The organism is Geodermatophilus sp. SYSU D00867 (assembly GCF_054050315.1).
Genome location: NZ_JBJGZC010000005.1, coordinates 151,195 through 176,435 on the forward strand (window position 1 = coordinate 151,195; position 25,241 = coordinate 176,435).

General features: G+C 76.4%; 25 protein-coding genes and 1 riboswitch. Of the genes, 9 read left to right on the forward strand and 16 right to left on the reverse strand.

What is annotated here, in order from left to right:
- Window positions 1-62 precede the first annotated feature (62 nt).
- The 3 genes from ACI8AK_RS06545 (at window position 63) to ACI8AK_RS06555 (ending at window position 3,253) form a co-directional block, all read left to right on the forward strand.
- Window positions 63-518 (forward strand): hypothetical protein, encoded by a 456-nt coding sequence (locus tag ACI8AK_RS06545; protein ID WP_456955572.1) that lies wholly within the window; start codon window positions 63-65, stop codon window positions 516-518.
- 175 nt (window positions 519-693) lie between these two features.
- Window positions 694-1,722 carry a C40 family peptidase gene (locus ACI8AK_RS06550; RefSeq protein WP_387992361.1) on the forward strand — a complete coding sequence of 343 codons (1,029 nt, stop codon included), beginning with the start codon at window positions 694-696 and terminating at the stop codon, window positions 1,720-1,722.
- Window positions 1,723-1,771: 49 nt separating this feature from the next.
- Window positions 1,772-3,253 (forward strand): APC family permease, encoded by a 1,482-nt coding sequence (locus tag ACI8AK_RS06555; protein ID WP_456903866.1) that lies wholly within the window; start codon window positions 1,772-1,774, stop codon window positions 3,251-3,253.
- On the opposite strand, the gene ACI8AK_RS06560 is transcribed toward ACI8AK_RS06555, so the two are convergent.
- Complete coding sequence (locus tag ACI8AK_RS06560) at window positions 3,250-3,828, reverse strand: YdeI/OmpD-associated family protein (RefSeq protein WP_456955574.1); 579 nt, start codon at window positions 3,826-3,828, stop codon at window positions 3,250-3,252. The two genes, ACI8AK_RS06555 and ACI8AK_RS06560, sit on opposite strands and share 4 nt — an antisense overlap.
- Window positions 3,829-3,874: 46 nt before the next feature.
- Here ACI8AK_RS06560 and ACI8AK_RS06565 point away from each other — a divergent pair, with 46 nt between their 5' ends.
- Window positions 3,875-4,183, forward strand: a complete 309-nt coding sequence (locus tag ACI8AK_RS06565) for a hypothetical protein (RefSeq protein ID WP_387992352.1) — start codon at window positions 3,875-3,877, stop codon at window positions 4,181-4,183.
- An 8-nt stretch (window positions 4,184-4,191) separates the two neighbouring features.
- On the opposite strand, the gene ACI8AK_RS06570 is transcribed toward ACI8AK_RS06565, so the two are convergent.
- Window positions 4,192-5,226, reverse strand: coding sequence for a uroporphyrinogen decarboxylase family protein (locus ACI8AK_RS06570; RefSeq protein ID WP_387992349.1), 1,035 nt, complete (start codon window positions 5,224-5,226; stop codon window positions 4,192-4,194).
- Between the two features lie 43 nt (window positions 5,227-5,269).
- On the opposite strand from ACI8AK_RS06570, the gene ACI8AK_RS06575 reads away from it, so the two are divergent.
- Window positions 5,270-5,857, forward strand: coding sequence for a gamma carbonic anhydrase family protein (locus ACI8AK_RS06575; RefSeq protein ID WP_387992346.1), 588 nt, complete (start codon window positions 5,270-5,272; stop codon window positions 5,855-5,857).
- A gap of 73 nt (window positions 5,858-5,930) precedes the next feature.
- Here ACI8AK_RS06575 and ACI8AK_RS06580 read toward each other — a convergent pair whose 3' ends face one another.
- From ACI8AK_RS06580 to ACI8AK_RS06600, 5 genes are all read right to left on the reverse strand, one after another.
- Window positions 5,931-6,998 carry a threonine aldolase family protein gene (locus ACI8AK_RS06580; RefSeq protein ID WP_456903861.1) on the reverse strand — a complete coding sequence of 356 codons (1,068 nt, stop codon included), beginning with the start codon at window positions 6,996-6,998 and terminating at the stop codon, window positions 5,931-5,933.
- A gap of 73 nt (window positions 6,999-7,071) precedes the next feature.
- Window positions 7,072-8,145, reverse strand: a complete 1,074-nt coding sequence (metX, locus tag ACI8AK_RS06585) for a homoserine O-acetyltransferase MetX (RefSeq protein WP_456955576.1) — start codon at window positions 8,143-8,145, stop codon at window positions 7,072-7,074.
- Between the two features lie 10 nt (window positions 8,146-8,155).
- The gene (locus tag ACI8AK_RS06590) at window positions 8,156-9,448 is read right to left on the reverse strand and encodes a bifunctional o-acetylhomoserine/o-acetylserine sulfhydrylase (RefSeq protein ID WP_387992337.1); all 1,293 of its coding nucleotides are present in this window, start codon (window positions 9,446-9,448) and stop codon (window positions 8,156-8,158) included.
- Window positions 9,449-9,492: 44 nt separating this feature from the next.
- Window positions 9,493-9,609, reverse strand: a riboswitch (SAM riboswitch).
- A gap of 23 nt (window positions 9,610-9,632) precedes the next feature.
- On the reverse strand, window positions 9,633-10,673 hold the full coding sequence (locus ACI8AK_RS06595) for an NAD(P)H-dependent flavin oxidoreductase (RefSeq protein WP_456903856.1): 1,041 nt from the start codon (window positions 10,671-10,673) through the stop codon (window positions 9,633-9,635).
- A gap of 40 nt (window positions 10,674-10,713) precedes the next feature.
- Window positions 10,714-11,787, reverse strand: a complete 1,074-nt coding sequence (locus ACI8AK_RS06600; RefSeq protein ID WP_456955612.1) for a YbiU family protein — start codon at window positions 11,785-11,787, stop codon at window positions 10,714-10,716.
- Between the two features lie 323 nt (window positions 11,788-12,110).
- Between ACI8AK_RS06600 and ACI8AK_RS06605 the strand changes: the two genes are divergently transcribed.
- Window positions 12,111-13,250: an ROK family transcriptional regulator gene (locus ACI8AK_RS06605; protein ID WP_456903854.1), complete on the forward strand. Its 1,140-nt coding sequence runs from the start codon at window positions 12,111-12,113 to the stop codon at window positions 13,248-13,250.
- A 107-nt stretch (window positions 13,251-13,357) separates the two neighbouring features.
- Here the strand turns inward: ACI8AK_RS06605 and ACI8AK_RS06610 are convergent, their stop codons facing one another.
- The 6 genes from ACI8AK_RS06610 to ACI8AK_RS06635 form a co-directional block, all read right to left on the reverse strand.
- The gene (locus tag ACI8AK_RS06610; protein ID WP_456903852.1) at window positions 13,358-15,322 is read right to left on the reverse strand and encodes an acetyl/propionyl/methylcrotonyl-CoA carboxylase subunit alpha; all 1,965 of its coding nucleotides are present in this window, start codon (window positions 15,320-15,322) and stop codon (window positions 13,358-13,360) included.
- A gap of 5 nt (window positions 15,323-15,327) precedes the next feature.
- Window positions 15,328-16,908, reverse strand: coding sequence for a carboxyl transferase domain-containing protein (locus ACI8AK_RS06615; RefSeq protein ID WP_456903849.1), 1,581 nt, complete (start codon window positions 16,906-16,908; stop codon window positions 15,328-15,330).
- Window positions 16,909-16,979: 71 nt separating this feature from the next.
- On the reverse strand, window positions 16,980-17,477 hold the full coding sequence (locus ACI8AK_RS06620; protein WP_387992319.1) for a hypothetical protein: 498 nt from the start codon (window positions 17,475-17,477) through the stop codon (window positions 16,980-16,982).
- Complete coding sequence (locus tag ACI8AK_RS06625) at window positions 17,474-18,364, reverse strand: mechanosensitive ion channel family protein (RefSeq protein ID WP_387992316.1); 891 nt, start codon at window positions 18,362-18,364, stop codon at window positions 17,474-17,476. Before ACI8AK_RS06625 ends, ACI8AK_RS06620 begins: the two co-directional genes overlap by 4 nt.
- A 70-nt stretch (window positions 18,365-18,434) precedes the next feature.
- Window positions 18,435-19,217, reverse strand: a complete 783-nt coding sequence (locus ACI8AK_RS06630) for a thioesterase family protein (protein WP_456903845.1) — start codon at window positions 19,215-19,217, stop codon at window positions 18,435-18,437.
- Window positions 19,218-19,260: 43 nt separating this feature from the next.
- On the reverse strand, window positions 19,261-19,620 hold the full coding sequence (locus tag ACI8AK_RS06635) for a hypothetical protein (RefSeq protein ID WP_387992310.1): 360 nt from the start codon (window positions 19,618-19,620) through the stop codon (window positions 19,261-19,263).
- Between the two features lie 125 nt (window positions 19,621-19,745).
- On the opposite strand from ACI8AK_RS06635, the gene ACI8AK_RS06640 reads away from it, so the two are divergent.
- Window positions 19,746-20,144 carry a VOC family protein gene (locus tag ACI8AK_RS06640; protein WP_387992426.1) on the forward strand — a complete coding sequence of 133 codons (399 nt, stop codon included), beginning with the start codon at window positions 19,746-19,748 and terminating at the stop codon, window positions 20,142-20,144.
- Window positions 20,145-20,191: 47 nt separating this feature from the next.
- The gene (locus tag ACI8AK_RS06645) at window positions 20,192-21,220 is read left to right on the forward strand and encodes an EamA family transporter (RefSeq protein ID WP_456903842.1); all 1,029 of its coding nucleotides are present in this window, start codon (window positions 20,192-20,194) and stop codon (window positions 21,218-21,220) included.
- Here ACI8AK_RS06645 and ACI8AK_RS06650 read toward each other — a convergent pair.
- Complete coding sequence (locus ACI8AK_RS06650; RefSeq protein ID WP_456903840.1) at window positions 21,169-22,170, reverse strand: ABC transporter substrate-binding protein; 1,002 nt, start codon at window positions 22,168-22,170, stop codon at window positions 21,169-21,171. The two genes, ACI8AK_RS06645 and ACI8AK_RS06650, sit on opposite strands and share 52 nt — an antisense overlap.
- A gap of 112 nt (window positions 22,171-22,282) precedes the next feature.
- Between ACI8AK_RS06650 and ACI8AK_RS06655 the strand changes: the two genes are divergently transcribed.
- Window positions 22,283-23,221 (forward strand): siderophore-interacting protein, encoded by a 939-nt coding sequence (locus ACI8AK_RS06655; protein ID WP_387992301.1) that lies wholly within the window; start codon window positions 22,283-22,285, stop codon window positions 23,219-23,221.
- A 71-nt stretch (window positions 23,222-23,292) separates the two neighbouring features.
- Here ACI8AK_RS06655 and ACI8AK_RS06660 read toward each other — a convergent pair whose 3' ends face one another.
- Together ACI8AK_RS06660 and ACI8AK_RS06665 are read right to left on the reverse strand one after the other, a co-directional pair.
- A complete protein-coding gene (locus ACI8AK_RS06660; protein ID WP_456903837.1) occupies window positions 23,293-24,135 on the reverse strand; it encodes an ABC transporter ATP-binding protein in 843 nt (280 codons plus the stop codon).
- The gene (locus ACI8AK_RS06665; RefSeq protein WP_387992295.1) at window positions 24,132-25,241 is read right to left on the reverse strand and encodes a FecCD family ABC transporter permease; all 1,110 of its coding nucleotides are present in this window, start codon (window positions 25,239-25,241) and stop codon (window positions 24,132-24,134) included. Before ACI8AK_RS06665 ends, ACI8AK_RS06660 begins: the two co-directional genes overlap by 4 nt.

The window sequence follows — 25,241 nt, forward strand, 5'->3', positions numbered from 1 at the left end:
GGGCGCCCCGGGCCCCCCCCCCCCCCGCGGGGTATGCGGACCCCGTGCTGGGACGAGCTGCGATGCGCGGTGCCCTGGCCGGCCTGGCCGGCACCGCGGCGATGACACTGGCCGAGAAGGTGGAGCAGCAGGTGACCGGCCGGCCGGACTCCTACGTGCCGGCCCGCACGCTCACCGCGCTGGCCACCCGGCGCCGCCCGCCCGGGTCCGAGCGGCCGTTCGTGCGCAACCACCTCATGCACTGGGGCACCGGGGCCGCCGTCGGCGCGCTCCGCGGGATCTGGTCGGCCAGCGGCCTGCGCGGCTGGCGCGCCTCGGTCTGGCACACCTCCGTCCGGCTGGCCACCGACCAGACGCTGGAGAACGCCACCGGCGTCGGCGACCCGCCGTGGACCTGGTCGCGGCAGGACCGCGTCGTCGACGTCGCCGGCAAGGCCCTGTACTCCCTCGTCACCGGCGTGGTGTCCGACGCGCTGGTCCCGCTCGCCCCCGACCGCCGCCGCAGCACCTCCCCCTGACAGGACCGGCCCGGTCGCGCGACGGCCGGGACGGGTGGGACGGACGGGGAGCGTGGGGTCCCGTCCGCCCCGGGTACCGCGCGCCCTGCACACGCTCCGCTGACGACCTCCCTACGGTCCGTACCGAGACGAGACCAGGGGAGCGCCGCCGGGAGGCGGCAGGGGGAGGCCGATCGTGCAGCGCAACCGGACGACGGGACGGCGCTGGACGGGTGCGGTCGTCGCCGCCACCGGCCTGGTGGCCCTCGTGCTCGCCCCCTCGTCCGCCTCCGCCGAGCCCGGCACGCCGCCGGCCACCGCCGCGGAGGCCGCGCAGCTGGTCGAGGAGACCGGCCGGCAGCTGACCGCCCTCGACGAGCAGGTGCACCAGGCCGAGCTCGCGGTCGCCGCGCAGCAGCAGGCCGCCACCGCCGCCGACGCCGCCGCCGACACCGCCGAGGCGACGCTCGCGCAGTACGCCCCGGCCATCCGCGCCATCGCGCAGAGCGGCTACACCGGCACCACCCGGTCCCGCGTGGCCGCCTTCCTGGGCAGCGACTCCGCCGACGACCTCGTCGCCCAGATGACCATGATCGACCTCATCGCCGACCACACCGACGGCGTCCTCACCGAGGTGGCCGCCGCCCAGGCCGCGGCCGAGCAGGCCCGGGCCGACGCCGACGCCGCGGCCGCCGAGGCCACCGCCGCGCTGACCGCCCTGCACGACCAGCAGGCGCAGGTCCGGGCGCAGGCCGACGCGTACGAGGCCGACTTCGAGCGGCTGACGGCGGCCGAGCAGGCCCGCGTCACCACCGCACTGGCCGGCCCCGTCCTCGACGCGCCGTCGGCGGCCGCCGCCGCGGCCGCCGCCCCCGGCCCCGCCGCCGCGATCGCCGTGCAGACGGCGCTGGCCCAGATCGGGGACCCCTACGTGTGGGGCGCCTCGGGACCCGACGGCTTCGACTGCTCCGGGCTGACCTCCTACGCCTACGCCGCCGCCGGCATCGCGCTGCCGCACTCGAGCAAGGCGCAGTCGACGCTGGGGACGCCGGTGGCGCGGGCGGACCTCATGCCCGGGGACATCGTCTACTTCTACTCGCCGGTCAGCCACGTCGGCCTCTACATCGGCGACGGCAAGATGGTGCACGCGCGCACCTACGGCCAGCCGGTCGCGGTGACCAGCGTCGACCAGTCGGGGTACCGCGGCGCCGTCCGCGTGGCCTAGCGCCCGCCGGGCGCGCCGTCCCCCGGGGCGGGCCGTACCGTTGCCGTCCGTGACCCGGGCACTGCCGCGTGAGGAACCCGCCCTGCGGCCCGAGGCCATCGGCTTCCTCGACTCGCTGGTCATCGGCCTGGCCGCGACCTCGCCGGCCTACTCGCTGGCGGCGGTCATCGGCCCCGTCGTCGCCCTGGTCGGGGTGCACGCCCCCGGCGTGATGCTGGCGTCGTTCGTGCCGATGCTGCTCATCGCCGGCGCGTTCGCCGCGCTCAACCGGGCCGACCCGGACTGCGGGACGACGTTCTCCTGGGTCACCCGCGCCTTCGGCCCGACGGCGGGCTGGATCGGCGGCTGGGCGATCACCATGACCGGCGTCCTGGTGGTCGGGTCGCTGGCCGAGGTCGGCGTCCGGTTCACCCTGCTGGTGCTGGGCCTGGACGCCCTGGCCGACTCCACGCCCGCGGTCGTCGCGCTGAGCGTGCTGCTGGTCGTCGTCATGTCGGCGATCTGCGTGCTCGGCACCGAGATCTCCGCCCGGCTGCAGAATGGGCTGATCCTCGCCCAGACCGCGGCGCTGCTGGTGTTCGCCGTCGTCGCGGTCGTCCGCGGCGTCCGGGGCGACTCGCCCTTCGGCGGGCTGACGCCGTCCTGGGACTGGCTGGACCCCTTCGGCGCCGGCGGCGCCGCGCTCACCGGCGGTCTCCTGCTCGGCGTCTTCGCCTACTGGGGCTGGGAGTCGGCGGTCAACCTGACCGAGGAGACCACCGACCCGCGGGTCGCCCCGGGCCGGGCCGGCGTGCTGTCGACGGTGGTCCTGCTGCTCACCTACGTCGGCGTCGCGGTCGCCGTCGTCTCCTTCGCGGGGACGTCCTGGCTGGCCGGCAACGCCGACGAGGAGGAGGCGGTCTTCGCGCTGCTGTCCACGCAGGCGCTGGGCGGCTGGGACTGGGTGGTGCTGGCCGCCGTCGCCACCTCGGCGATCGCCTCCACGCAGACGACGATCATCCCGGCCTCGCGCACCGGCCTGTCGATGGCGCGGCGGGCGGCGCTGCCGGCGCGGTTCGGGTCGGTGTCCGAGCGGTTCCGGACGCCGGACGTCTCCACCTGGTGGGTCGCCGGCGTGGCGGTCGCCTGGTACGTCGGCGTGCACCTGGTCAGCGAGAACGCGCTGTTCGACTCGATCACCGCGCTGTCGCTGCTGATCGCGCTGTACTACGGGCTCACCGGCCTGGCCTGCGCCTGGTACTTCCGCCGCCGGCTGGCCCGCAGCGTGCGCGACGCGCTGCTGCTCGGCGTCGGTCCGCTGGTCGGGGCGGCGATGCTCGGCTGGCTGCTGGTGCTCTCCGTGCGCGACCTCGCCGACCCGGCGAACAGCTACACCGGCCAGGCCTGGCTCGGCCTCGGCCCGCCGCTGGTGATCGGCGTCGGGATCATGGTGGCCGGGATCGGCCTCATGCTGCTGTGGCGGTGGCGCGACGCCCGCTTCTGGCGCGAGCGCCCCGGCGTGGCCCCCGAGGACGCCGACCCCCTCGGCTAGTGCAGCAGGCGGCCCTCCGCGAGCATCGTCACCAGGGCCGCGATCCGCTTCGCCCGCGTGGCCGGGGTGGCGGCGGTGTGCACCCGCCACAGGACGGCGTAGCGGTTGGTGCCGTCCAGCCCCGCGAACGCCTCCTGCGCGGCGGGCTCGGCGGCCAGCGCCTCGGCGAGGTCGTCGGGGACGGTGATGGTGGCCGGGCCCGCGTAGGCGCGGTCCCAGCGGCCGTCGGCCTGCGCCGCCTCCACCTGCGCCAGACCCGCGGGCCGCATCCGGCCGGCCGCGACGAGCCCGGCGACGATGCCGACGTTCTTCTGCGACCACACGCTGCGCGGCCGCCGTGGCGTGACCCGGGTCAGGTACCAGTGGTCGTCCACGCTGTTGCTGCGGCCGTCGATCCAGCCGAAGCACAGCAGCGACTCGACCATCTCGTCGCGGGTCAGCGAGGGCACGCCCGCGCCCTTCTTCGCCAGCTTCACGTAGCAGCCCGGCGCGGTGGCGTGCTCGGCCTCCAGCCACGCCTCGAACGCGGCCTGGTCGGGGAAGGCCCGGACCGGCAGGTCGGTCGGCAGGGTCACGCCGGGATCCTGACCGGGACGTCCCCCGGTGCGCCACCCTGTCGGCGTGGGGAGCACCGACGCCGTCCGGGCCGGTGAGGTCTACGCCGCCGACCTCGAGCCCCGGCCGGGCGGGCGGCTGCGGCACTGGGTCCGCGTCACCGGTGCCCTCGCCGCCGAGCTCGCCCAGGGGCTGGTCCCCGCGCCGACGGTGCACGACGTGGTGGTGCGCCGCCGCGCCGACGGCGGGGAGGTCCTGCGGGTGCCCGCCGAGGACCCGCACGCGCCGGGACACCTGCTGGCCGCGATCCGGGACGAGCTCGACGCCGTCGGCCCCGGGGAGTTCCTCGACCGGTGGAGCGTCCGCACGCCCTGATCCCGCGTTCAGAGCTCCGTGCGGAGCACCTCCGCCGCCCGCGCGAGCGACCGCATCTTGCCCTCGGCGGACGCCCGCGGCAGGTACTTGAGGCCGCAGTCGCTGGTGAGGACCAGCCGCGCGACGTCGACGTCGTCCAGGGCCCGCCGCACGCGGTCGGCCACCACCTCCGGCGTCTCCACCTCCGGCGTGGACAGGTCCAGGACGCCGAGGGCGATGCCCTTGCCGCGCAGCGGCCGCAGCTGCGCCGGGTCCAGGTGCGACTGCGCCGTCTCCACCGACACCGTGTCGACCGGGGTGTCGGCCAGCTCGGGCAGGAACGAGTAGCCCTCCGGGCGCTCGCTCACCATGGCCGCGTAGCCGAAGCACAGGTGCAGGTGCACCGGACCGGGCGCGCCCTCCACCGCGCGGGTCACCGCCTCGGCGCCGTAGCGGCGGGCCACCTCCGGCCGGGCCTGCAGCCACGGCTCGTCGATCTGCACGACGTCGGCGCCCGCGGCGAACAGGTCGGCGATCTCCTCGCGGACGACGTCGGCGTAGGCCAGCGCCAGGGCGCGGTCGTCGCCGTAGTGCTCGTCCTGCGCCTGCTGCGCCATGGTGAACGGGCCGGGCAGCGTGATCTTGACCGGCCGGTCGGTGGCGGCGCGGAGGAAGCGCACGTCGCGCGCCTGGATCGGGCCGCGGCGGCGGAGCTCGCCGACCACCCGCGGCACCGGGATCGGCTTCCCGGAGCGGTTGAGCACCGTGCCGGGGGTGTCGACGTCGACCCCGTCGAGCGCGGTGGCGAAGTGGTTCGAGTAGGACTCCCGCCGCTGCTCGCCGTCGCCGACCAGGTCCAGGCCGGCCGCCTCCTGGGCGCGGACCGCCAGCAGCGTCGCGTCGTCCTGCGCCTCCTCCAGCAGGTCCGGCGCCGGCCGCCACAGCTCCCGGGCGCGGACCCGGGGCGGGAACTGGTGAGCCAGCCGGTCGTGGTCGATGAGCCACCCGGGCTGGGGCAGGCTCCCGACGACCGTGGTGGGCAGCGGCGGCAGGGAAGCGGACACGGGGTGATCCTGCCCGCGCCGACGGGGCTCCGGGTGTGCTGGGGTGGACGCCGTGGCGGACAACTACATCGCGGAACTGCCCTTCGGCGCCCCGGCCATCGACGAGGAGGCCTTCGTCGCGCCGACGGCGGTGGTGGTCGGCGCGGTCACGATGGGACCGCGCTCCAGCATCTGGTACGGCGCGGTCGCCCGGGCCGATCACGAGGTCATCGAGATCGGCGAGGGCTCCAACGTGCAGGACGGCAGCACCCTGCACTCGGACCCCGGCTTCCCGCTGGTCCTCGGCCGCGGCGTCACCGTCGGGCACCGCGTCGTCCTGCACGGCGCCCGCGTCGACGACGACGTGCTGGTCGGCATGGGCAGCATCGTCATGAACGGCGCGCACATCGGGTCGGGGTCCATCGTGGCCGCGGGCGCCGTCGTCACCCAGGGGACGGTCGTGCCGCCGGGGTCGCTGGTGGCCGGCGTCCCGGCGAAGGTGCTGCGGCCGACCACCGACGACGACCTCGCGCACATCCGGCTCAACGCGGCCAGCTACACCGAGCGGCTCGACGCGGCGCGGAAGGTGCGGCCGGTGGTGCGCCGTCCGCTGCCGCCGGCCGGCTACACCCCCGGCGACGCCGCCGACTGACGAAGGACCACCCTTCCCCCCACGCCTCGCACGCTCGGCGCGGGCCCCCTGGAGGGCGGCCCATCACGTCACCTCAGACGGCGCCGGCGAGGCGGGCGACGGCGTCGCGGACCTCGTCGAGGGACAGCGCCAGCGTCGCGTCGCCCACCGGGAGCTCGACCCGCACCACGGTGGGGTCGCCGGTGACGCCTGCCCGCGCCCAGGTCCACAGCCCCTCCTGGGCGAGCGCGCGGGCGGCAGCGCGGAAGGCGTCCGGGGTGGTCGACAGCAGCAGGTGCAGCATCGGCGTCTGCGGCGGGTCGGGCACCACCCGCACCCCGGGCAGGCCGCGGACGGTCTCGGCGACCTCCCGCGCCCGCTCGAGGTAGGCGGGGAACAGCGGCAGCCGGCGGCGCAGGCACGACAGTGCCGAGGCCGCGCCCGGCCACAGGCCGAACAGCGTGCCGCCCATCCGCCCGCGCCACTCCCGGACCTCGGCGACGACGTCCGCGGGCCCGGCCACGCAGCACCCGGCCAGCGCGCCGACCCCCTTGTAGAAGCTGACGTAGACGGTGTCGAACGGCGCCGCGACGTCCGACGGCGGCATCTCGTAGCCGGCGGCGGCCTCCCACAGCCGGGCGCCGTCGAGGTGGGCCACCGAGTGCACGTCGTGCGCCCACGCGGCCTGCTCGACGACGTCGTCCCACGGCGGCAGCGGACCGCCCAGGTCCCGCTGCGGCAGCTCGACGACCAGCGCGGCCGGCGGCTCGGCGACGCCGTCGAGGTCGGCGCGCAGCAGCATCCGGTGCCGGTCGCCGACCGGGCGCTCGACCAGGCCCTGCAGCCGCGCCAGCGCGCCGCCCTCGTGCCGGAACAGGTGGCACTCGGGGTGGGCGACGACGGTGGCGCGGCCGCTGCGCCCGGCGTGCACCCGCAGCACCGCCTGCTGCGCCATCGTCCCGCTGGGCAGGTAGACCGCGGCCGGCTTGTCCAGCAGCTGCGCGACCTCCGCCTCGAGCTCCGCGACGACGCCGCCCGCGCCGTACCGGTCCAGCGCGGTGTCCGGCGGGATGGTGGCCAGCAGGTCGGCGGCGCGCTGGGGGCCGTGGCCGGTCAGGGCGCGGTCGCAGGCCGGCCGCAGGGCGTCGAGGTCGTCGTCCACGGGCCCAGTCTGTCGGGAGCCCGGGATCCCGGCGGACCGGGCCCGGGGCCCTGGCTCCGGGACCCCGGCCCCGTCAGGCGTCGAGCAGCTCGCGGAGGAGCGCGCCGACGGCGGCCGCCTCGATGAGGAAGCCGTCGTGCCCGTACGGCGAGGACACCACCCGCAGCGGCACCCCGAGCGCGTCGGCCACCCGCCGCTGCAGCTCCAGCGGGTAGAGCCGGTCGGAGTCGACGCCGGCCACCACCGCCCGCGCGGTCACCCGGGCCAGCGCCACCTCCACCCCGCCCCGGCCGCGGCCGACGTCCCAGGTGTTCATCGCCTCGGTGAGCACCAGGTAGCTGCCGGGGTCGAAGCGGCGGGTGAGCTTGTCGGCGTGGTGGTCCAGGTAGGAGGCGACGGCGAACCGGCCGTCGGCCTGCACGGCCGCGCCGAAGCGCTCCTCCAGCTCGAACGCGCTGCGGTAGGTCAGGTGCGCGATCCGCCGGGCGACGCCGAGCCCGGCGACCGGGTCGGCGCGGATCGCGGCCTGCTGGGTGGTCTGGGTGCCGATCTGGTCGGCGGTGGCCGCCGCGCCCGAGGCGAGGAAGAACAGCCCGGCCACCCGGTCGGGCAGCGCGACCGCCCACTCCAGCGCCCGCATCCCGCCCATCGACCCGCCGACGACGGCGGCCCACCGGTCGATGCCGAGCGTGTCGGCCAGCGCCGCCTCGACCAGCACCTGGTCGCCGACGGTCACCTCGGGGAACCGCGGTCCCCACGGCCGGCCGTCGGGCGCGGTCGAGGACGGGCCGGTCGTCCCCTGGCACCCGCCGAGCACGTTGGCGCAGACGACGAAGAACCGGTCGGTGTCCAGCGCCGCGCCCGGTCCGACCAGCGACGCCCACCAGCCCGGCGTCGGGTGGCCGGGCCCGGCCGGACCGGTGACGTGGCTGTCGCCGGTGAGCGCGTGCTCGACCAGCACCGCGTTGCCGCCGTCGGGGGCGAGCGTGCCCCAGGTCTCGTAGGCCACCCGGACGCCGGGCAGCACCCCGCCGCGTTCGAGCCGGACCGGTCCGTCCAGGTCCAGGAACAGCCGGTCCCCGGCGGGGTCGCCGTCGCGCCACCCGCCGGTGCGCGGCGGGGTGCGGGACCCCGGGAGGTCCCGCACCCCGCCCACGTCAGGCGCCCTTCGCGGCGCGGAAGCCGGCCTCGAGGTCGGCGAGGATGTCCTCGATCCCCTCCAGTCCGGCGGCCAGGCGCACCAGGCCGGGCGTGACGCCCGTGGTCCGCTGCTCCTCCGGCGTCAGCTGCGAGTGGGTCGTCGACGCCGGGTGGATGACCAGGCTGCGGACGTCGCCGATGTTGGCCACGTGGCTGTGCAGCTCCAGCGCCTCGACGAAGCGCTTGCCGGCCTCGACGCCGCCGCGGATCTCGAACGCCAGCACCGCGCCGGCGCCGCGCGGGGCGTAGCGCTGCTGGGCGGCGTGCCACGGCGAGGACGGCAGGCCGGCGTAGTGCACCGACTCCACCTCGTCGTGCGCCTCGAGGAACTCGGCCACCCGCTGGGCGTTGGCCACGTGCCGCTCCATGCGCAGCGACAGGGTCTCGATGCCCTGCACGACCAGCCACGCGTTGAACGGGCTGATCGCCGGGCCGAGGTCGCGCAGCAGCTGCACCCGGGCCTTGAGCGCGTAGGCGGGCGCGCCGAGGTCGGCGTAGACGACGCCGTGGTAGGTCGGGTCCGGCGTGGTGAAGCCGGGGAACCGGCCGCGGGTCCAGTCGAAGTTGCCGCCGTCGACGATGACCCCGGCGATCGCGGTGCCGTGGCCGCCGAGGTACTTGGTGGCCGAGTGGACGACGACGTCGGCGCCGTGCTCGAGCGGGCGCACGAGGAACGGCGTGGCGATGGTGTTGTCGACGATCAGCGGCACGCCGTTGCGGTGCGCCACCTCCGACACCGCGGAGATGTCGAGGACGTCGCCCTTCGGGTTGCCGATCGACTCCCCGTAGAACGCCTTGGTGTTCTCGCGGACCAGCGACTGCCAGTTCTCCGGGTCGTCGGGGTCCTCGACGAAGGACACCTCGACGCCGAGCTTGGGCAGCGAGTGGTGCAGCAGGTTGTAGGTGCCGCCGTACAGCGACGCCGAGGCGACGACGTGGCTGCCGGCCTCGGCGACGTTGAGGATCGCCAGGGTCTCGGCGGCCTGGCCGCTGGCCACCGCGAGCGCGGCGACGCCGCCCTCGAGGGAGGCCACGCGCTGCTCGAGCGCGTCCTGCGTCGGGTTCATGATCCGCGTGTAGATGTTGCCCATCTCGGCCAGCGCGAACAGGTCGGCGGCGTGCTGGGCGTCGCGGAACTGGTAGCTGGTCGTGGCGTAGATCGGCAGGGCGCGGGCCCCGGTGGTGGGGTCGGGGCTGGTCCCGGCGTGGATCTGCCGGGTCTCGAAGCTCCAGCTCTGCTGGTCGGGCACGGCGCCGTCTCCTCTCGCTCGCGGAGACCCCGCGGCGCACGGAGGGCTCCGTCTTGCCGCGCGGCGGGCGCCGCGCGGCCGGCTCTTCCCCTGGGAGCACCTCGGACGGAGGAGAGGTTGCCGGGCAGCCAGCCAGGTACTTGTCGCTGCCTCTCGTGAGCCTGCGCGGAACCCTAGCGCCCGGTCAGGAGGTGCTGGGCCGGGGGTGCGCGAGGGCGGCCGCGGCGTCGTCGGCGAGGCGGGCGACCAGCTCCCCGGCGGGCAGCGCCTCGGCCAGCGCGTACGCCTGCCCGGCCCACATGCTGATGGCCTCCGGGTCGCCGGCCTGCCGGGCCGCCGCGCGCAACGGCGTCGTCAGGTGGTGGACGTGCGGGTAGGCGGCCGGAGCCGCGGCGGTGTGCTCGGCGAGGAAGCGGTTGACCAGCCCGCGGGCGCGCCGGCCGCTGAACGCGCGGGTGAGCGCCGTCGGCCGGCCGGCGCCCAGCGCCGCCCGGTGCGCCGCGCCGGTCCCGGCCTCGGGGCACAGCAGGAACGCCGTGCCCAGCTGCGCGGCCTCCGCGCCCGCGACGAGCACCGCCGCGACCGAGGGGCCGTCGACGATCCCGCCGGCGGCGACCATCGGCAGGTCCACCGCCCGGGCGACCAGCCGCAGCAGCGGCAGCAGCCCGTACTCGCCCGCCCCGTCCTCGTCGCGGAGGCCGCCGCGGTGGCCGCCGGCCTCGACCCCCTGCACCACCAGCGCGTCCGCGCCGGCGTCGCGGGCGGGGAGGGCGTCCTCCGGCGAGGTGACGGTGACCAGCACGGTGGCGCCGGCGTCGTGCAGCGCGGCGACCATGTCCGGCCGCGGCAGGCCGAAGGTGAACGACACCACTGGCACCCGCTCCTCGGCGAGGACGGCGACCTTGGCCTCCCACGCGTCGTCGTCGGCGCGGGGCTCGCCGAGGTCCACGCCCCACCGCCGCGCCTCGGGCCGCAGCCGCTCGGCGTAGCGGCGCAGGGCGCCCTCGTCGGCGGGCGGCCCCGGGACGAAGACGTTGACGCCGAACCGCTCCCGGGTCCGCGCCCGGACGGCGCGGACCTCCTCGCGCACCGCGTCCGGCGTCCGGTAGCCGGCGGCGAGGAAGCCCAGGCCACCGGCCCCGGACACCGCCGCGGCCAGTTCCACCGTCGACGGCCCGCCGGCCATCGGCGCCTGCACGACCGGTCGTCGCAGCCCCAGCACCATGCCGGGCATCCTGCCGCGCCGCGGCTCGGGCGGGGGTGGGTCAGGCGAGGCCGAGCCCGCGCCGGCCGGTGTCGTTGAGCTGGTCGGGGGTGAACCGGTTCGCCCAGGTGCGCTCGTAGTGCTCGGCGGGGAAGTCGGTGGGGCTGGAGCCGGTGAGGAACGCGTCACGCACGGAGGCGGCGTAGGCCTCGTTGCGCGGGCACCAGGGGGCGGCGGGGACGTACATGACGTTGCCCCATCCCTGCTGGTCGGTGACCGGGGCGACCGAGTGGATCATGTCGCAGTGCCACCAGACGGAGTCGCCGGCGCGGACGTCGGGGATGCCGCTGGCGGCGCGCAGCAGCAGGGAGTGCCACTTCTCGCTGGCCGGGAAGACCTGGTTGGTGGTGACGCCGCACATGTCGTCGTCGGGGACGTCGGGCAGCAGCGGGCGCAGCATCAGGTAGGCCATCGCCTCGGGGATCGGCACGGTGTGCAGCACGCCCTGGTCGTGGTCCATGTCCGACAGCGCGGTCCACCCCTGGAAGGTGCGGAACGCCGAGCACATGGTGGAGCCGGGGTACTGCGGGCCGGCGGTGCGGTAGGCGGCGTCGTACGGGTCGTAGGCCTCGACGGTGCCGTCGAACAGGTGCCGGAAGGCCTTCTGGTAGGCCTCGGTCATCCACAGGTCGAGCGTGCCGGGGTCGAGGTGGGTGCCCAGGCCGCCGGAGTCCGCGCCCGGCGGGCGGCGGCGGATGCGGTCGGGGTAGAGCGAGTCGCGGTCCGGGTCGAACCACCGGACGCCGTCGGACTCGGACGTCCACAGCGCGTTGAGGAAGCCCTGCACCCGGGCCATGCGGTCGCTCTGCCGGGCCTCCATCTGGGGCGGGGACCAGTAGACGGGGTAGATCTCGGGCTTGGAGCCGACGCTGCCGAAGAAGTCGTCGCCCGGGCCGCGGTAGTCCTCGAAGAAGCGGTTGCTCTCGACGTAGTCGACGATGCCGGCGTCCCAGGCCAGCGCCTGCTCGCGGGGGAAGTGCCCGCGGACGACCAGGCAGCCGCGGCGGCGGAGCGTCGCGAGCTCGTCGGCGGAGACCGTCCCGCCTCGATGTCGGCGTAGTCGAGAACCGGCCAGATCTGCTCACCGCGCGCCTTCGCCGCCTCGATCTCGGCGACCGCGGCGGCGATGCGGGCCTCGACGACGGCGAAGACCTCCTCCACCGTGCGACCGGAGGCGGCGATGCGCGCCCGCAGCGCCGGCTTGATCTCCCGGATCGCGGCCTTCAGGTCCTCCGGGGGGGTCTCCCAGTGCGGCAGCGGCGGCAGGTGCCGCGCGTACGGGGTGGGGGAGGCGGTGAGGGTCACGGTGCTCACTCCGTTCAGGAAGGACTCCTTACTTGAGTGGGACCCTAGAGCAGCCGCGCGTTCCAGGCAACAGTCCTTACTAGACTCGTCCGCATGACCCCGGCCAAGCCGTCGCTGGAGCTGCTCCGCTCGCTGACCGACGAGCACGTCCTCCGCGCGCTGATCGACCGGGGCCGGCTGACCCGCGCCGAGATCGCCGCCCGCACCGGCATCTCCAAGCCCACCGTCGGCGAGAGCGTGCGCCGGCTGACCGAGGCGGGGCTGCTGCGCGACACCGGTGAGCGCACCACCGGCCGCGGCCGGATCGGCACGTACTACGCGCTCGCCGGCGACCTCGGGGTCGCCCTGGTCCTCGGCATCGCCCCGGAGGGTGTCGTCGCCGAGGCCGTCGACGTCCACGGCCGGGTCGTCGCCCGGGAGGCCGAGGCGGTCGGCCGCCCCGCGCAGCCGGACCAGGTGGCTCGGGCGCTGCGGGCGGCGGCCCGCCGCGCCGTGGACGGCGGCCCGGGCCCGGCCCGGTCGGCCGTGGTCAGCGCCGCCGACCCGGTCGACCGGGGCTCGGGCCGGCTGGTGCACCTGCCGGACGCGCCGTTCCTGGTCGGTGAGCTCTCCCCGGTCGAGGTCCTCGCCCCGCTGGTCGCCGGGCCGGTGACCGTGGACAACGACGTCAACTGGGCCGCCCGCGCCGAGCGCGCGGCCGCGGCCCCGGGGGAGCTCGAGGACTTCGCGTACCTGTACCTGGGTGAGGGACTCGGCTGCGCCGTCGTCGCCGACGGCGAGGTCCGCCGCGGGCACGGCGGCCTCGCCGGCGAGATCGCCCACGTGCTCACTCGCAGCCCCGACGGCCGCGCCGTCGCCTTCACCGAGGTCTTCGCCGAGCTGCAGCTGCGCCGGCCGGACTCCACCGCCGTCGACGTCGACGCCCTGCTGGGCGTGGTCGACGCTCCCGGTGACCGGCCGGGCCGCGTGCTCGCCGCCCTGGCGGAGGCGATCTGCGGCGTACTCGGGGCCGTCGTCGCGCTCACCGACCCCCGGCTCATCGTCCTCGGTGGTACGTGGGGCCCGCGTCCCGCCGTCGTGAGGGCCGTGTCGGAGGCGCTGGCACACCAGCCGCGGGGCGTGCCGCTCCAGGTCGCCCGGGCCACGGCGGAACCGTCGCTGGCCGGCGCCCGGCACCGTGCCCTGGACGATCTCCGGACCTCCATCCTGGCGTCGCGGCCGGTGCCCGCGTAGGGCCGATCGAGCGACCCGTGCCGGGCTGGTCCCCGTCGCGGCCCGTCGCGGTCCCGGGCGGCACGCAGTCGGGACCTCCCGACCCGGCGCACCCCTGGCCGCGGAACTCAGGCCGGGGTGAGCCGGGCCAGCACCTGGTCGAGGGCGACGCGGTCGCCGGGGGCGACGAGCAGGTCGACGACGCCGTCGGCCGGGGCGCGCAGCGTGTGCTCCATCTTCATCGCCTCGACGACGACCACCGGGTCGCCCGCGCCGACCGGCTGCCCGCCGGACGCCGGGGTGGCGATCACCGTGCCGGGCATCGGGCTGGTCAGCTCGGGGGCGTGCGCGGCGGCGTCCGGCCGCAGCACCGGCCGCCGGGCCCGGCGCAGCGGCCAGTCGGCGCCGCCGGCGTGCACGAACAGCGCGTCGCCGTCCTCGGCCACCCGGCAGTGCGACCGCACGCCCGCGCGCACCAGCGCCAGGCCGCCGTCCTCGGGCGCGCAGCTCAGCGGCCCGGCGTCGGCGCCGTCGAGGCCGGCGCGCGCGGCGGCGGGCGTGCCGGTCAGCGTCACCGTCCGCTGCCGGCCGCCGGCCTCCAGCCGGACGACGAACGGCGCGGACGGCGCGCCGGCGCGGAAGCCGGTGGGCGCGCTCCACGGGTCGGCCGGGTCGGCGGCGGCCCAGGCGGCCAGCCACACGTGCGCGGCGGCGGCGAGGACGGCGTCGTCGGGGACGGCGGGCGGCTCCCAGGCGGCGGCGAACCGGTCGAGCAGCGCGGTGTCCAGGTCCCCGGCGCGGACCGCGGGCTCGGCGAGCAGCGACCGCACGAACCCGACGTTGGTGGTCACGCCGAGCACCGCGGTCTCCGCGAGCGCCCGGTCCAGCGCGGCCAGTGCCGTGGCGCGGTCGGGGCCGGCGGCGACCACCTTGGCCAGCATCGGGTCGTAGTCCGAGCCGACGACGGTGCCGGCGGCGACACCGGAGTCCACGCGGGCGCCGGCGGGCTCGGCCAGCGCCAGCACCCGCCCGCCGGTGGGCAGGAAGCCGCGGGCGGGGTCCTCGGCGTAGACCCGCGCCTCGACCGCCCAGCCGGTCAGCGCGACGTCGTCCTGGGTGAACGGCAGCGGCTCCCCGGCCGCCACCCGCAGCTGCTGCTCGACCAGGTCCAGGCCGGTGACCAGCTCGGTGACCGGGTGCTCGACCTGCAGCCGGGTGTTCATCTCCATGAAGAAGAACTCGTCGGGCCGGTCGGCCGACACGATGAACTCCACGGTGCCCGCGCCGGTGTAGCCGACGCTGCGGGCGGTGGCGCAGGCCGCCGCGCCGATCCGCTCGCGGGTGGCCGCGTCCAGCAGCGGCGACGGCGCCTCCTCGACCACCTTCTGGTGCCGCCGCTGCAGGCTGCACTCGCGCTCGCCGAGGTGCACGACCGCGCCGTGCGCGTCGGCGAGCACCTGCACCTCGACGTGCCGCGGCCGCTGCACGAACCGCTCGAGGAACAGCGTGTCGTCGCCGAACGCCGCACGCGCCTCCCGGCGGGCCGACGCCAGCGCCGCGGGCAGGCCGGCGGCGTCCTCGACCACCCGCATGCCCTTGCCGCCGCCGCCCGCCGAGGGCTTGACCAGCACCGGGAACCCGATCCCGGGGGCGGCGGCCACCAGGTCGTCGTCGGTGAGGCCGGGCTCGGCGATGCCGGGGACGACCGGCACGCCCGAGGCGACCACGGTCTTCTTGGCGGTGATCTTGTCGCCCATCACCCGGATCGCCTCGGCCGGCGGGCCGACGAACACGACGCCGGCGTCGGCCAGCGCGGCGGCCAGGGCCGGGTTCTCCGAGAGGAAGCCGTAGCCGGGGTGCACGGCCTGCGCGCCGGTGGCGAGGCACGCCTCGACCACGCGCTCCACCGACAGGTAGCTCTCCGCGGCCGGGGCGGGGCCGAGCCGGTAGGCGACGTCGGCGGCGCGGACATGCGGGGCGCCGGCGTCGGCGTCGCTGTAGACGGCGACCGAGCGGATGCCGAGCCGGCGCAGCGTCCGGACGACGCGGACGGCGATCTCGCCCCGGTTGGCGACGAGGACGGTGTCGAACACGGCGGTCACATCCGGAAGACGCCGTAGGCGACGTCGTCGAGGGGGGCCTGCGCGCACGCGGACAGCGCCAGGCCGAGGACGGTGCGGGTGTCGGCGGGGTCGAGGACGCCGTCGTCCCACAGCCGCGCCGTCGAGTAGTAGGGGTTGCCCTGGGCCTCGTACTGGCCGCGGATCGGCGCCTTGAACGCCTCCTCCTCCTCGGCGGGCCAGTCGGTGCCGCGGGCGGCCAGCCCGTCGCGGCGGACGGTGGCCAGCACCGACGCGGCCTGCTCGCCGCCCATCACCGAGATGCGGGCGTTGGGCCACATCCACAGGAAGCGGGGGGAGTAGGCCCGGCCGCACATCGAGTAGTTGCCCGCGCCGTAGGACCCGCCGATGACGACGGTCAGCTTGGGCACCCGGGCGCAGGCGACGGCGGTGACCATCTTGGCGCCGTGCTTGGCGATGCCGCCGGCCTCGTAGTCGCGGCCGACCATGAAGCCGGTGATGTTCTGCAGGAACAGCAGCGGGATGCGCCGCTGGTCGCAGAGCTGGACGAAGTGCGCGCCCTTGAGCGCGGACTCCCCGAACAGCACGCCGTTGTTGGCGACGATGCCGACCGGGTGCCCGTGCAGCCGGGCGAAGGTGGTCACCAGCGTGGGCCCGTAGAGGGCCTTGAACTCCTGGTGCTCGCCGCCGTCGACCAGCGTGGTGACGACGTCGCGGACGTCGTAGGGCGTGCGGGGGTCGACCGGCACCAGGTCGTAGAGGTCGGTCTGCGGGCGGACGGCGTCCCGCGGCGGGGCCACCTCCCAGGCCGGCGGCGCGGGCGGGGCCAGCGTGGACACGATGCCGCGGACGATCTCCAGCGCGTGCTCGTCGTCGTCGGCCAGGTGGTCGGTGACGCCGGAGACGCGGCTGTGCAGGTCGCCGCCGCCGAGGTCCTCGGCGCTGACCACCTCGCCGGTGGCGGCCTTCACCAGCGGCGGCCCGCCCAGGAAGATCGTGCCCTGCTCGCGGACGATCACCGACTCGTCGGCCATCGCCGGCACGTACGCGCCGCCGGCGGTGCAGGAGCCGAGGACGGCGGCCACCTGCGGGATGCCGCGGGCGCTCATCGTGGCCTGGTTGAAGAAGATCCGGCCGAAGTGCTCGCGGTCGGGGAAGACCTCGTCCTGCATCGGCAGGAACGCGCCGCCGGAGTCGACGAGGTAGACGCACGGCAGCCGGTTCTGCAGCGCCACCTCCTGCGCCCGCAGGTGCTTCTTCACCGTCACCGGGTAGTAGGTGCCGCCCTTGACCGTGGCGTCGTTGGCGACGACGACGCACGGGCGGCCCGCGACCCGGCCGACGCCGGTGATGATCCCGGCGCCGGGGGAGTCGCCGTCGTACATGTCCTCGGCGGCCAGCGGCGAGAGCTCGAGGAACGGGCTGCCGGGGTCGAGCAGGTGCGCGACGCGGTCGCGGGGGAGCAGCTTGCCGCGCTCGACGTGCCGGGCGCGGGCGGCCTCGGAGCCGCCGAGCGCGCGCCGGGCCAGCCGCTCGCGCAGCTCGGCGACCAGGTCCTCGTGCCGGGCGCGCGACGACTCCGGCGCGGCCACCGCCATGTTGTGCCTCCTGTGTGGGATCTCCGCCCCGGACGTTAACCGTCGTTCACATCGGCTGTCCACGCGCCGCGTCAGGTGGTCGGGGTGGTGTCCGTCGTCGGCGGGGGCTCCTCGGCGGGGGACGGCGGCTGCTGCGTCGTCGGCGTCTCCGTCGCGGGCTCCGTCGTCCGCGGGGTGGTCGTCGTCGGCAGGGTCGGGGGAGCCGGCGCGGTGGTCGTCGGGACCGGCGTCGGCGCCGTCGTCTCCTCGGGCGTCGTCGTCTCCTCCGGCGTCGTCGGCTCCGGCTCGGGAGTCGTCGGGGGTGCCGTCGTCTCCGGCGCGGGCGCGGGCGCCGGGGTGGTGACCTCCGTCGTGCCGCCGGCCGGGACGGTCGCCGGGTCCGGCGGCTTCACGTACAGGTAGAGCACGCCCAGGCCCACGAAGAGCGCGGCCAGCACCAGCGTGGAGGTGCGCGCCCGGCCGATGTGCCCGGGTGAGCGGCGGAAGACGTTCGACAGGCCGAAGCGGCCGCGGCCGGCGGGGTCGCCGCCGCCCGTCTCCTCGGGACGCGGCGCGCCCGGGACGGTCACTGCTGCGCCCCCTGCCGGACCGGGGCGGGCGCCGGTGCGGGTGCCGGCTCCGGGGTCACGTTGAGGCCGGCGTGGCCGAAGGCCAGCACGATCCGGGCGCGCAGGTCGCGGCTCACCTCGAACTGCCGGCCGGGCAGCGTGCGGGCGACCACCCGCACGTTGACCTGCTCGAGGTCGATGCTCTCGACGCCCATCACGCTCGGCTCGTCGAGCAGCAGGCGGCGCAGGTCGGGGTCGGCGAAGGCCTGCCGGCCCACCTCGCGGAGGATCTCGTTGACCCGCGTGACGTCGGCCGTCGTCGGCACCGGGACGTCGACCACCGCGCGCGCCCAGTCGCGGGACAGGTTGACCACCTTGACGATCTGCCCGTTCGGGATGGTGACCACCTCGCCGTCGGCCGAGCGCAGCCGGGTGATCCGCAGCGTGACGTCCTCGACGGTGCCGTCGGCCGGGTCGCCGCCGCCGACCACCTGGATCGAGACGACGTCACCGAAGCCGTACTGCCGCTCGGTGATGAGGAAGAACCCGGCCAGGACGTCGCCGACGATCCGCTGCGCGCCGAAGCCGAGCCCCACGCCGAGCACGGTGGCCGGGGCGACCAGGCCGGTGACCGGCACGCCGAGGCGGTCGAGCACGTAGAACGCCGCCACCGCGTAGACCATCACGATGAGCGTCCAGGTGACGACCTGGGTGAGCGAGTGCCGGTGCTTGGCCGCCTCGGAGCGGACCAGCACGTCACCCCCGGTGGAGCGGGCGTCGATGCGGCTGGTGATCCGGTCGCCCACCCAGCTGACGAACCGGGCCACCAGGACCGAGCCCAGGATGATCAGCACGATCTCCAGGCCGCGGCCGGCCAGCCAGTCGAGCAGGTCGGTGAACGGTGCCATGCGGGATCCGGTCCTCCGGTGGCTCGTGGGGGTCGGTGCCCATCCAACCCGGTGCGGCTCGGAGTTGCCGCTACCTCGGCTCGACGAACAGCGAGGCGACCGAGCGGCCGATCCGCCCCGTGGTGTCGTGCAGCTCGGCCGCGCACTGCCCGACGCCGCCGGGCCCGATCGTCGTCGTCGCGTCCATGCCCAGCCACTCGCCCGCCGGCTGCCGGAACAGCGCGACGACGAGGTCGACGTTGGCGAAGGTCGCCCGGTCCCACGGGAGCTCGGCGGAGATGCCGCTGGCCGCGTCGGTCATGACCAGCAGGTGCTCCAGCGGCGTCATCGGCTCGCCCTCGACCAGCGCGCACAGCGGCCGGGTCCAGGCCGCGGCCGGCCCGGTGCCGGTGAGCGAGCCCGACGCCTCCCGCCAGTCCAGCGCGCGGTGGTAGGCGACCTCCTCGCGGAACACGTCGAACACCGCCGGGCGGGCGTCCTCCGGGCCGACGGCGGCCGGCTGCGGGGGCGTGGCGGTGTCCGCCGCGTCGCGGCTGCGCATCCGCCAGGCGGTCACCCGCATCGCCGTGCGCCCGCCCGCGGTGAGCGTGGCCTCCACCAGCTCGATCCGCTGGCCCGGGCGCAGCACCCGCGCCTCCACCCGCACCGGTCCCACCGGCACCGGCCCGAGGACGTCGTAGGCCAGCCGCACCGTCTGCCCGCCGGGGATGCCGCCGGTGCGCTCGACCTCGCGGGCGAGCAGCGCCGCCGGTGGCCCGGCGTGCTGGAGGCCCGGGTCCCACGGCCCGATGGTCAGCGCGGTCGCGACGTAGCCGTCGCCGTCCGGGAGGTAGCAGGCGGAGGGCAGGTGCACGTCCCGCAGTCTCGCCCGGCCGGAGTCGGGGCCCTCCCGCGGGTCAGCCGGAGCGGGCCAGCCACAGCGCGGAGACCAGCCACACCGCGCCCACTCCCGCGGCCACCCACCACAGCGGCTGCCCCTCCGCCGACAGCGAGATCAGGACCCCCACCACGAGGACCGCGCCGGCCACCGGCGTCGACCGCAGCAGCGCGCCGGCGGTGTCCGGCCCGGGGAAGGCGACGAAGACCACCGCCGCCGCGACCAGCAGGAACGCGCACAGCGCCCCGAGGTAGGCCGCGGTGACACCGAACTCCGCGGGCAGCACGAGCGCCCCGACCCCGCCGACGACGGCCCCCGCGCCCAGCCAGAGGAGCAGGCGGCGGCGCCGTCGGGACCACGGGGGGCGGGGTTCGGTCACGCCGTCGAGGGTGCCCGCCCTCCCCGGGAGCCACGCGCGGCCGATGAGTTCCGCCCGGCCGCGCCGTCTCCCCCCTCGACGGGCCCGGGCCGAGGGCCCCGGACGACGGGAGCGCGACCGTGCGCATGGTCTTCCTCAACCTGCCGGTGGCCGACGTGGCGGCCGGCCGGGCCTTCTACACCGCCCTCGGGTTCACGGTGGACGAGCAGTTCAGCGACGAGGAGTCGGTCTCGGTGGTCGTCAGCGACACGATCCGCCTGCAGCTGCTGAGCCGCGGGAAGATGGCCGGCTTCGTCCCCGAGGGCACGCGGATCGCCGACCCGCGGCAGGGGACGGCGGCGCTGTACGCGCTGTCGTGCGACAGCCGCGAGGAGGTCGACGCGATGGTCGAGCGGGCCCTCGGTGCCGGCGGGGACAAGTGGATGCCGCCGCAGGACCACGGATTCCTGTACGGCTCGAGCTTCACCGACCCGGACGGCCACGTCTGGGAGGTCGTGTGGATGGACCCGGCGTACGCCCAGTGACGCGTCGGTAGGTGGCGTACGACTCGACGACCACTACGCTCGGACGGGTGCCGCACACCCGCCGCCCAGCCATCGGCTACCTGACCACCGTGGCGGCGGCGGGGCTGTTCGCCGTCAACGGCACCGTCTCCACGCTCGCGCTGCAGGCCGGCGTCCCGCCCACCTGGCTGACGGCGATGCGCTGCGGCGGGGCGGCGGTCGGCCTGCTGGCCGCGCTGGCGCTCGTCTCCCCGCGGCGGCTGCGGCTCACCTGGCGCGAGGTGCCCTTCCTCGCGGTGTTCGGCGTGGTCGGCGTCGCGCTCACGCAGTTCCTCTACTACGTGGCCATCGGCCGGCTGCCCGTCGGCATCGCGCTGGTCTTCGAGATGACCGCGCCGGTCGGGATCGCGCTGTGGGTCCGGCTGGTGCGCCGGGAACCCGTGCGCCCCCGGATCTGGGTGGCGCTGGCGCTGTCGCTGTCGGGGCTGGTCCTCGTCGCGCAGGTGTGGGAGGGCGGCGGCTCGCTGGACCCGCTCGGCGTCGCCGCGGGCCTGGCCGCCGCCGTGTGCCTGGCGACCTACTACCTCATGGGCGAGCGCGGGACGGCCACCCGCGACCCGGTCGCGCTCACCACCTGGACGTTCGTCGCCGCCGCGCTGTTCTGGGCGGTCGTCGCCCCGTTCACCGCGTCGTTCGACGCCGGCGTGCTGGGGGAGCGGGTGCCGGTCTCGCTCGGCTCCGCGCAGCTGCCGCTGTGGGTGCTCGTGGCCTGGATCGTCGTCCTCGGGGCGATCACGCCGTTCTGGCTGTCGATCGCCGCGCTGCGCCACCTGCCGCCGACGACGGCCGGGCTGGTCGCCACCGTCGAGCCGGTGTTCGCCTCGGTGGTCGCCTGGCTGTGGGTGGAGCAGGTGCTCACCGGCTGGCAGGTGGCCGGCGGGTTGGTGGTGCTCGGCGGCATCGCGCTCGCCCAGACCGCCCGCACCGCCGCGCGGCCGGCCCCGGCGCCGGCGCCCGTCCCCGAGGCGCCGGCGCCGCTCGCGCCTCAGGACACCTTGTCGGAGTCGGCCAGCCAGCCGGCCAGGCGCTCCATGTAGCGGGCCTGGGCGGCGTAGTCCATGCCGACGTACTCCCACGGGTGCACCTGCTGCGCCTGCGCGGCCGGCAGCAGGCCGTAGGTCGGCTGGCCGGCCATCTCCTCGGGGGTCATCGCGCCGCGCAGCGAGTAGAGGATCACGTCGCTGCGGTACTGCGGCACCTGCTCCCAGCTCGCGGTCTGCCAGAAGTAGCCGTCGCCGCCCGGGTCGACGAACTGCACGCCGAGGTCCTGGTACAGGCGCAGCGACGGGTCGTCGTGGGCCTTCGCCATGTAGAAGCCCTCGTCCGGGTAGGCGGCCACCGGCAGCACGGTGACCCCGGAGGACGCGGCCTCGGTGAGCGCCGCGGAGGCGTCCTCGTAGTCCTGCCGGGCCGCGCTGACCTCGTCGCCGTCCACGTCCGCACCGAGGGCCTCCGCGAGCTCGGCGGTGCGCTCGATGACGTCGGCGGCCGAGCCGCGCCAGGCGATCGCCACGACCGGCGCGATCCGCGCGACCTGCTCCTGCTGCTCCAGCGACTCGAAGCCGTACAGGGGCTGGGTGTCGTCCAGCGTCCCCTCGGAGTCCACCGGGTAGACGGTGGTGACGATCAGGTCGGGGTCGGCGGCGGCCAGCGCCTCGAGGTCGATCTGCCCGTAGCTCTCGCCGGCGATCTCCACGCCGTCGAGGTCGCGGCCCTCGAACTGGACGTCGTCGGCGGCCGAGGTCTGGCCGAAGGTGGCCACCGGCTCGATGCCGAGGTTCCACAGCGACGACGCGACGTCGTTCAGGCCGGCCACCCGCTCCGGCGCGGCGTCGAGCTCGACGGTGGTGCCGACGTCGTCGGTGAACGACCAGCCTCCCGTCGCGGCCTCCGCCTCGTCGTCGGTGCCGGATCCGGCGCAGGCGCTCGCGGCGAGCAGGGCCGCCAGCGCGAGGGAGGCGCCGAGCAGGCGCGGGGGTCGGGACACCGGGGGTCCTCCTCCGGTTCGGGCAGGGGGCTTCCCCCTGCGGGCGAGGGGAGGTTAGCCTTGCCTTACAAGCGGTCCGCAGGGGCCGTCCCCGAGCGGAGCGGAGACCCGCGTGACGACGACCGAGGCCCCGGCAGCGGCGGTGGCCGAGCTGCCGCAGTGGCTGTTCTTCGAGACCGTCGTCGCCCGCGTCCGCTCCCTCGGTCCGTCGATGGTGCGGATCACGCTCACCGGCCCGCAGCTCGAGGGCTTCGGCGTGGCCGGGGACGACCAGCGGGTCAAGCTCGTCCTCGCCCCCGACCCGACCGCGCTGGCCGAGCTGCAGGCCGCCGGCGCCGAGTGGTACCCCGCCTACTGCGCGCTGGCCGAGGAGCGGCGCCCGGTCCTGCGCACCTACACCGTGCGCGCGGCCCGCCCCGAGCGGTCCGAGGTCGACCTCGACGTCGTCCTGCACGGTGTCGCCGACGGGCACGCCGGCCCGGCCGCCACTTGGGCCGCGCAGGCCCGCCCGGGCGACCCGATGGTGCTCATGGGCCCCGACCGTCCCGGCCGCGGCCGCGCGTGGGGCGTCGAGTGGGCACCGCCGGCCACGGCCTCCTGCCTGCTGCTCGCCGGCGACGAGACCGCGGTGCCCGCCGTCGGCGCGATCCTCGAGGCGCTGCCGCCCGGCCGCCGCGCCGTCGCCGTCCTCGAGGTGCCCGAGGCCGGGGACCTGCAGGACCTGCGGCTGCCCGAGGGCGTGCAGGTGCGCTGGCTGGCCCGCGCCGACCGCCCCCGCGGCGAGCTGCTGGTACCCGCGGTGCACGCCGCGCTGGTGGACCTGGGGATCTGCGCCGCGCCGGCGCCCACCCCCGAGGACGTCGACCTCGACACCGGCCTGCTGTGGGAGGTCCCCGAGGACCCCGCGGCCGGGGCGGGCTGCTACGCCTGGCTGGCCGGCGAGGCCGGGATGGTCAAGCAGCTGCGCCGCCGCCTGGTCGGCGACCTCGGCGTCGACCGGCGCTCGGTGGCCTTCATGGGCTACTGGCGCGAGGGCCGCGCCGAGAACTGAGGGAGGACCCCGCTGCCCCCCACCGCTCGCACGCTCGCGGCGGGCCCCTGCAGCGGGGCCGTTCCATCAGCTCACCGGGGGAGCCGTCGGACCGGGACGACCATCGGGGTGCCGGCCACCGGGTCGGGCACCACGCGGGCCTCGAGGTCGAAGACGTCGGCGAGCAGTTGCTCGGTGAGCACCTCGTGCGGCGTGCCGGAGGAGACCAGGACGCCGTCGCGCATGGCCACCAGCCGCTGCGCGTAGCGGGCGGCGAGGTTGAGGTCGTGCAGCACGACGACGACCGTCCGTCCCCGCTCGGCGTGCAGCCGCGCCACGAGCTCCAGGACGTCGATCTGGTGCGACAGGTCCAGGTAGGTCGTCGGCTCGTCGAGCAGGATCAGGTCGGTGCCCTGGGCGAGCGCCATGGAGATCCAGGCCCGCTGCCGCTGGCCGCCGGAGAGCTCGTCCACCGGACGGTCGGCGAGGTCGCCCATGTCGGTCCAGGTCAGCGCCTCGGCGACGACCGCCTCGTCCTCGGTCGACCACTGCCGCAGCCAGCTCTGGTGCGGGTGGCGGCCGCGGGCCACGAGGTCGGCGACGGTGAGCCCCGAGGGGGCCACCGGCGTCTGCGGCAGCAGCCCGAGTACGCGGGCGACCTCGCGGGTCGGCGTCCTGGCGATCGCCCGGCCGTCGAGCAGCACCTGACCCGCCGCCGGGCGCAGCAGCCGGCCCAGCGCCCGCAGCAGCGTGGACTTGCCGCAGCCGTTCGGCCCGACGACGGCGGTGAACGAGCCGTCGGTGAGCGCGAGGTCCAGCCCGTCGACGACGACGCGGTCGTCGTAGGCCAGGCGCAGCCCCTCGGCCGCCAGGCGCACCCGGCCCTCGCCGGCGGCGGCGGGCACCGGGGGCGCGTCGGTGGTGGGAGTCGTCATGCGATGGTCCGCCTCCCGCGGACGAGCAGCCAGAGCAGGTACGGGGCGCCGACGACGGCGGTGAGGATGCCCACCGGCAGGGCCTCGGGCAGGACGGTGCGCGTGAGCAGGTCGGCCAGCACGACCAGCGCCGCGCCGAGCAGGCCCGAGGCCAGCAGGGGCGGGCGCGAGCCGCCGGTCAGCCGGACGGCGATCTGCGGGACGACCAGCGCGACGAACGTGATCGGCCCGGCCGCCGAGACCGACGCGGCGACCAGCACGACCGCGACGAGGACGACGGCGGCCTGCGCCGCGGCCAGGCGGACGCCCAGCCCGCGCGCGGTGTCGTCACCGAACTGCAGCACGCCGAGCACCCGCCCCGCCGCGAGGGCCAGCGGCACCAGCACCGCGAGGGCCACGGCCAGCGGCACGGCCTGGCCCCAGGTGCGGGCGTTGAGCGAGCCGACGATCCAGACGTAGGCGGCCGCGGCGTCGTAGATGGCCGCCCGGGTGAGCAGCCAGTCGACCACCGCCAGCGAGATCGAGGACACCGCGACGCCGACGAGGACCAGCCGGTAGCCGTCGACGCCGGACCGGTAGGCCAGCAGGAACAGCAGCAGCCCGGCCCCCAGCGCCCCGGCGAGGGCCGCGAGCGGGACGCCGACGCCGCCGAGGACCGCGCCGGCCGACGAGGTGCCGGTGGCGACGATCGCGACGACGGCGCCCACCGAGGCCCCCGAGGTGATCCCCAGGATGTCCGGTGAGGCCAGGGGGTTGCGCGCGAAGGTCTGGAACAGGGCGCCGGCCACGCCGAGCGCCAGCCCGACCAGCGCGCCGACGACGACCCGTGGCGCCCGCAGCTCCAGCACGACGAACCGCTGGCCCTGCTCGCCGGCTCCGACGAGCGTGCGCAGCACGTCGGTGACCGCGATCGGGTAGTCGCCCCGGCCCAGCGCGACCGCCCCGAGCAGCACGACGACGGCCAGCGCGACCAGCGGCACGACGACCGACCGCCACCGGAACCGCACCGACACCGGCCCGTGGCGCAGGACGACCGCGCGGCCGGCCGCGCGCCCGCCGGGGTCGGGCGGGGTCGTCTCGCGGATGGTGTCGACGGTGGCGGTCAC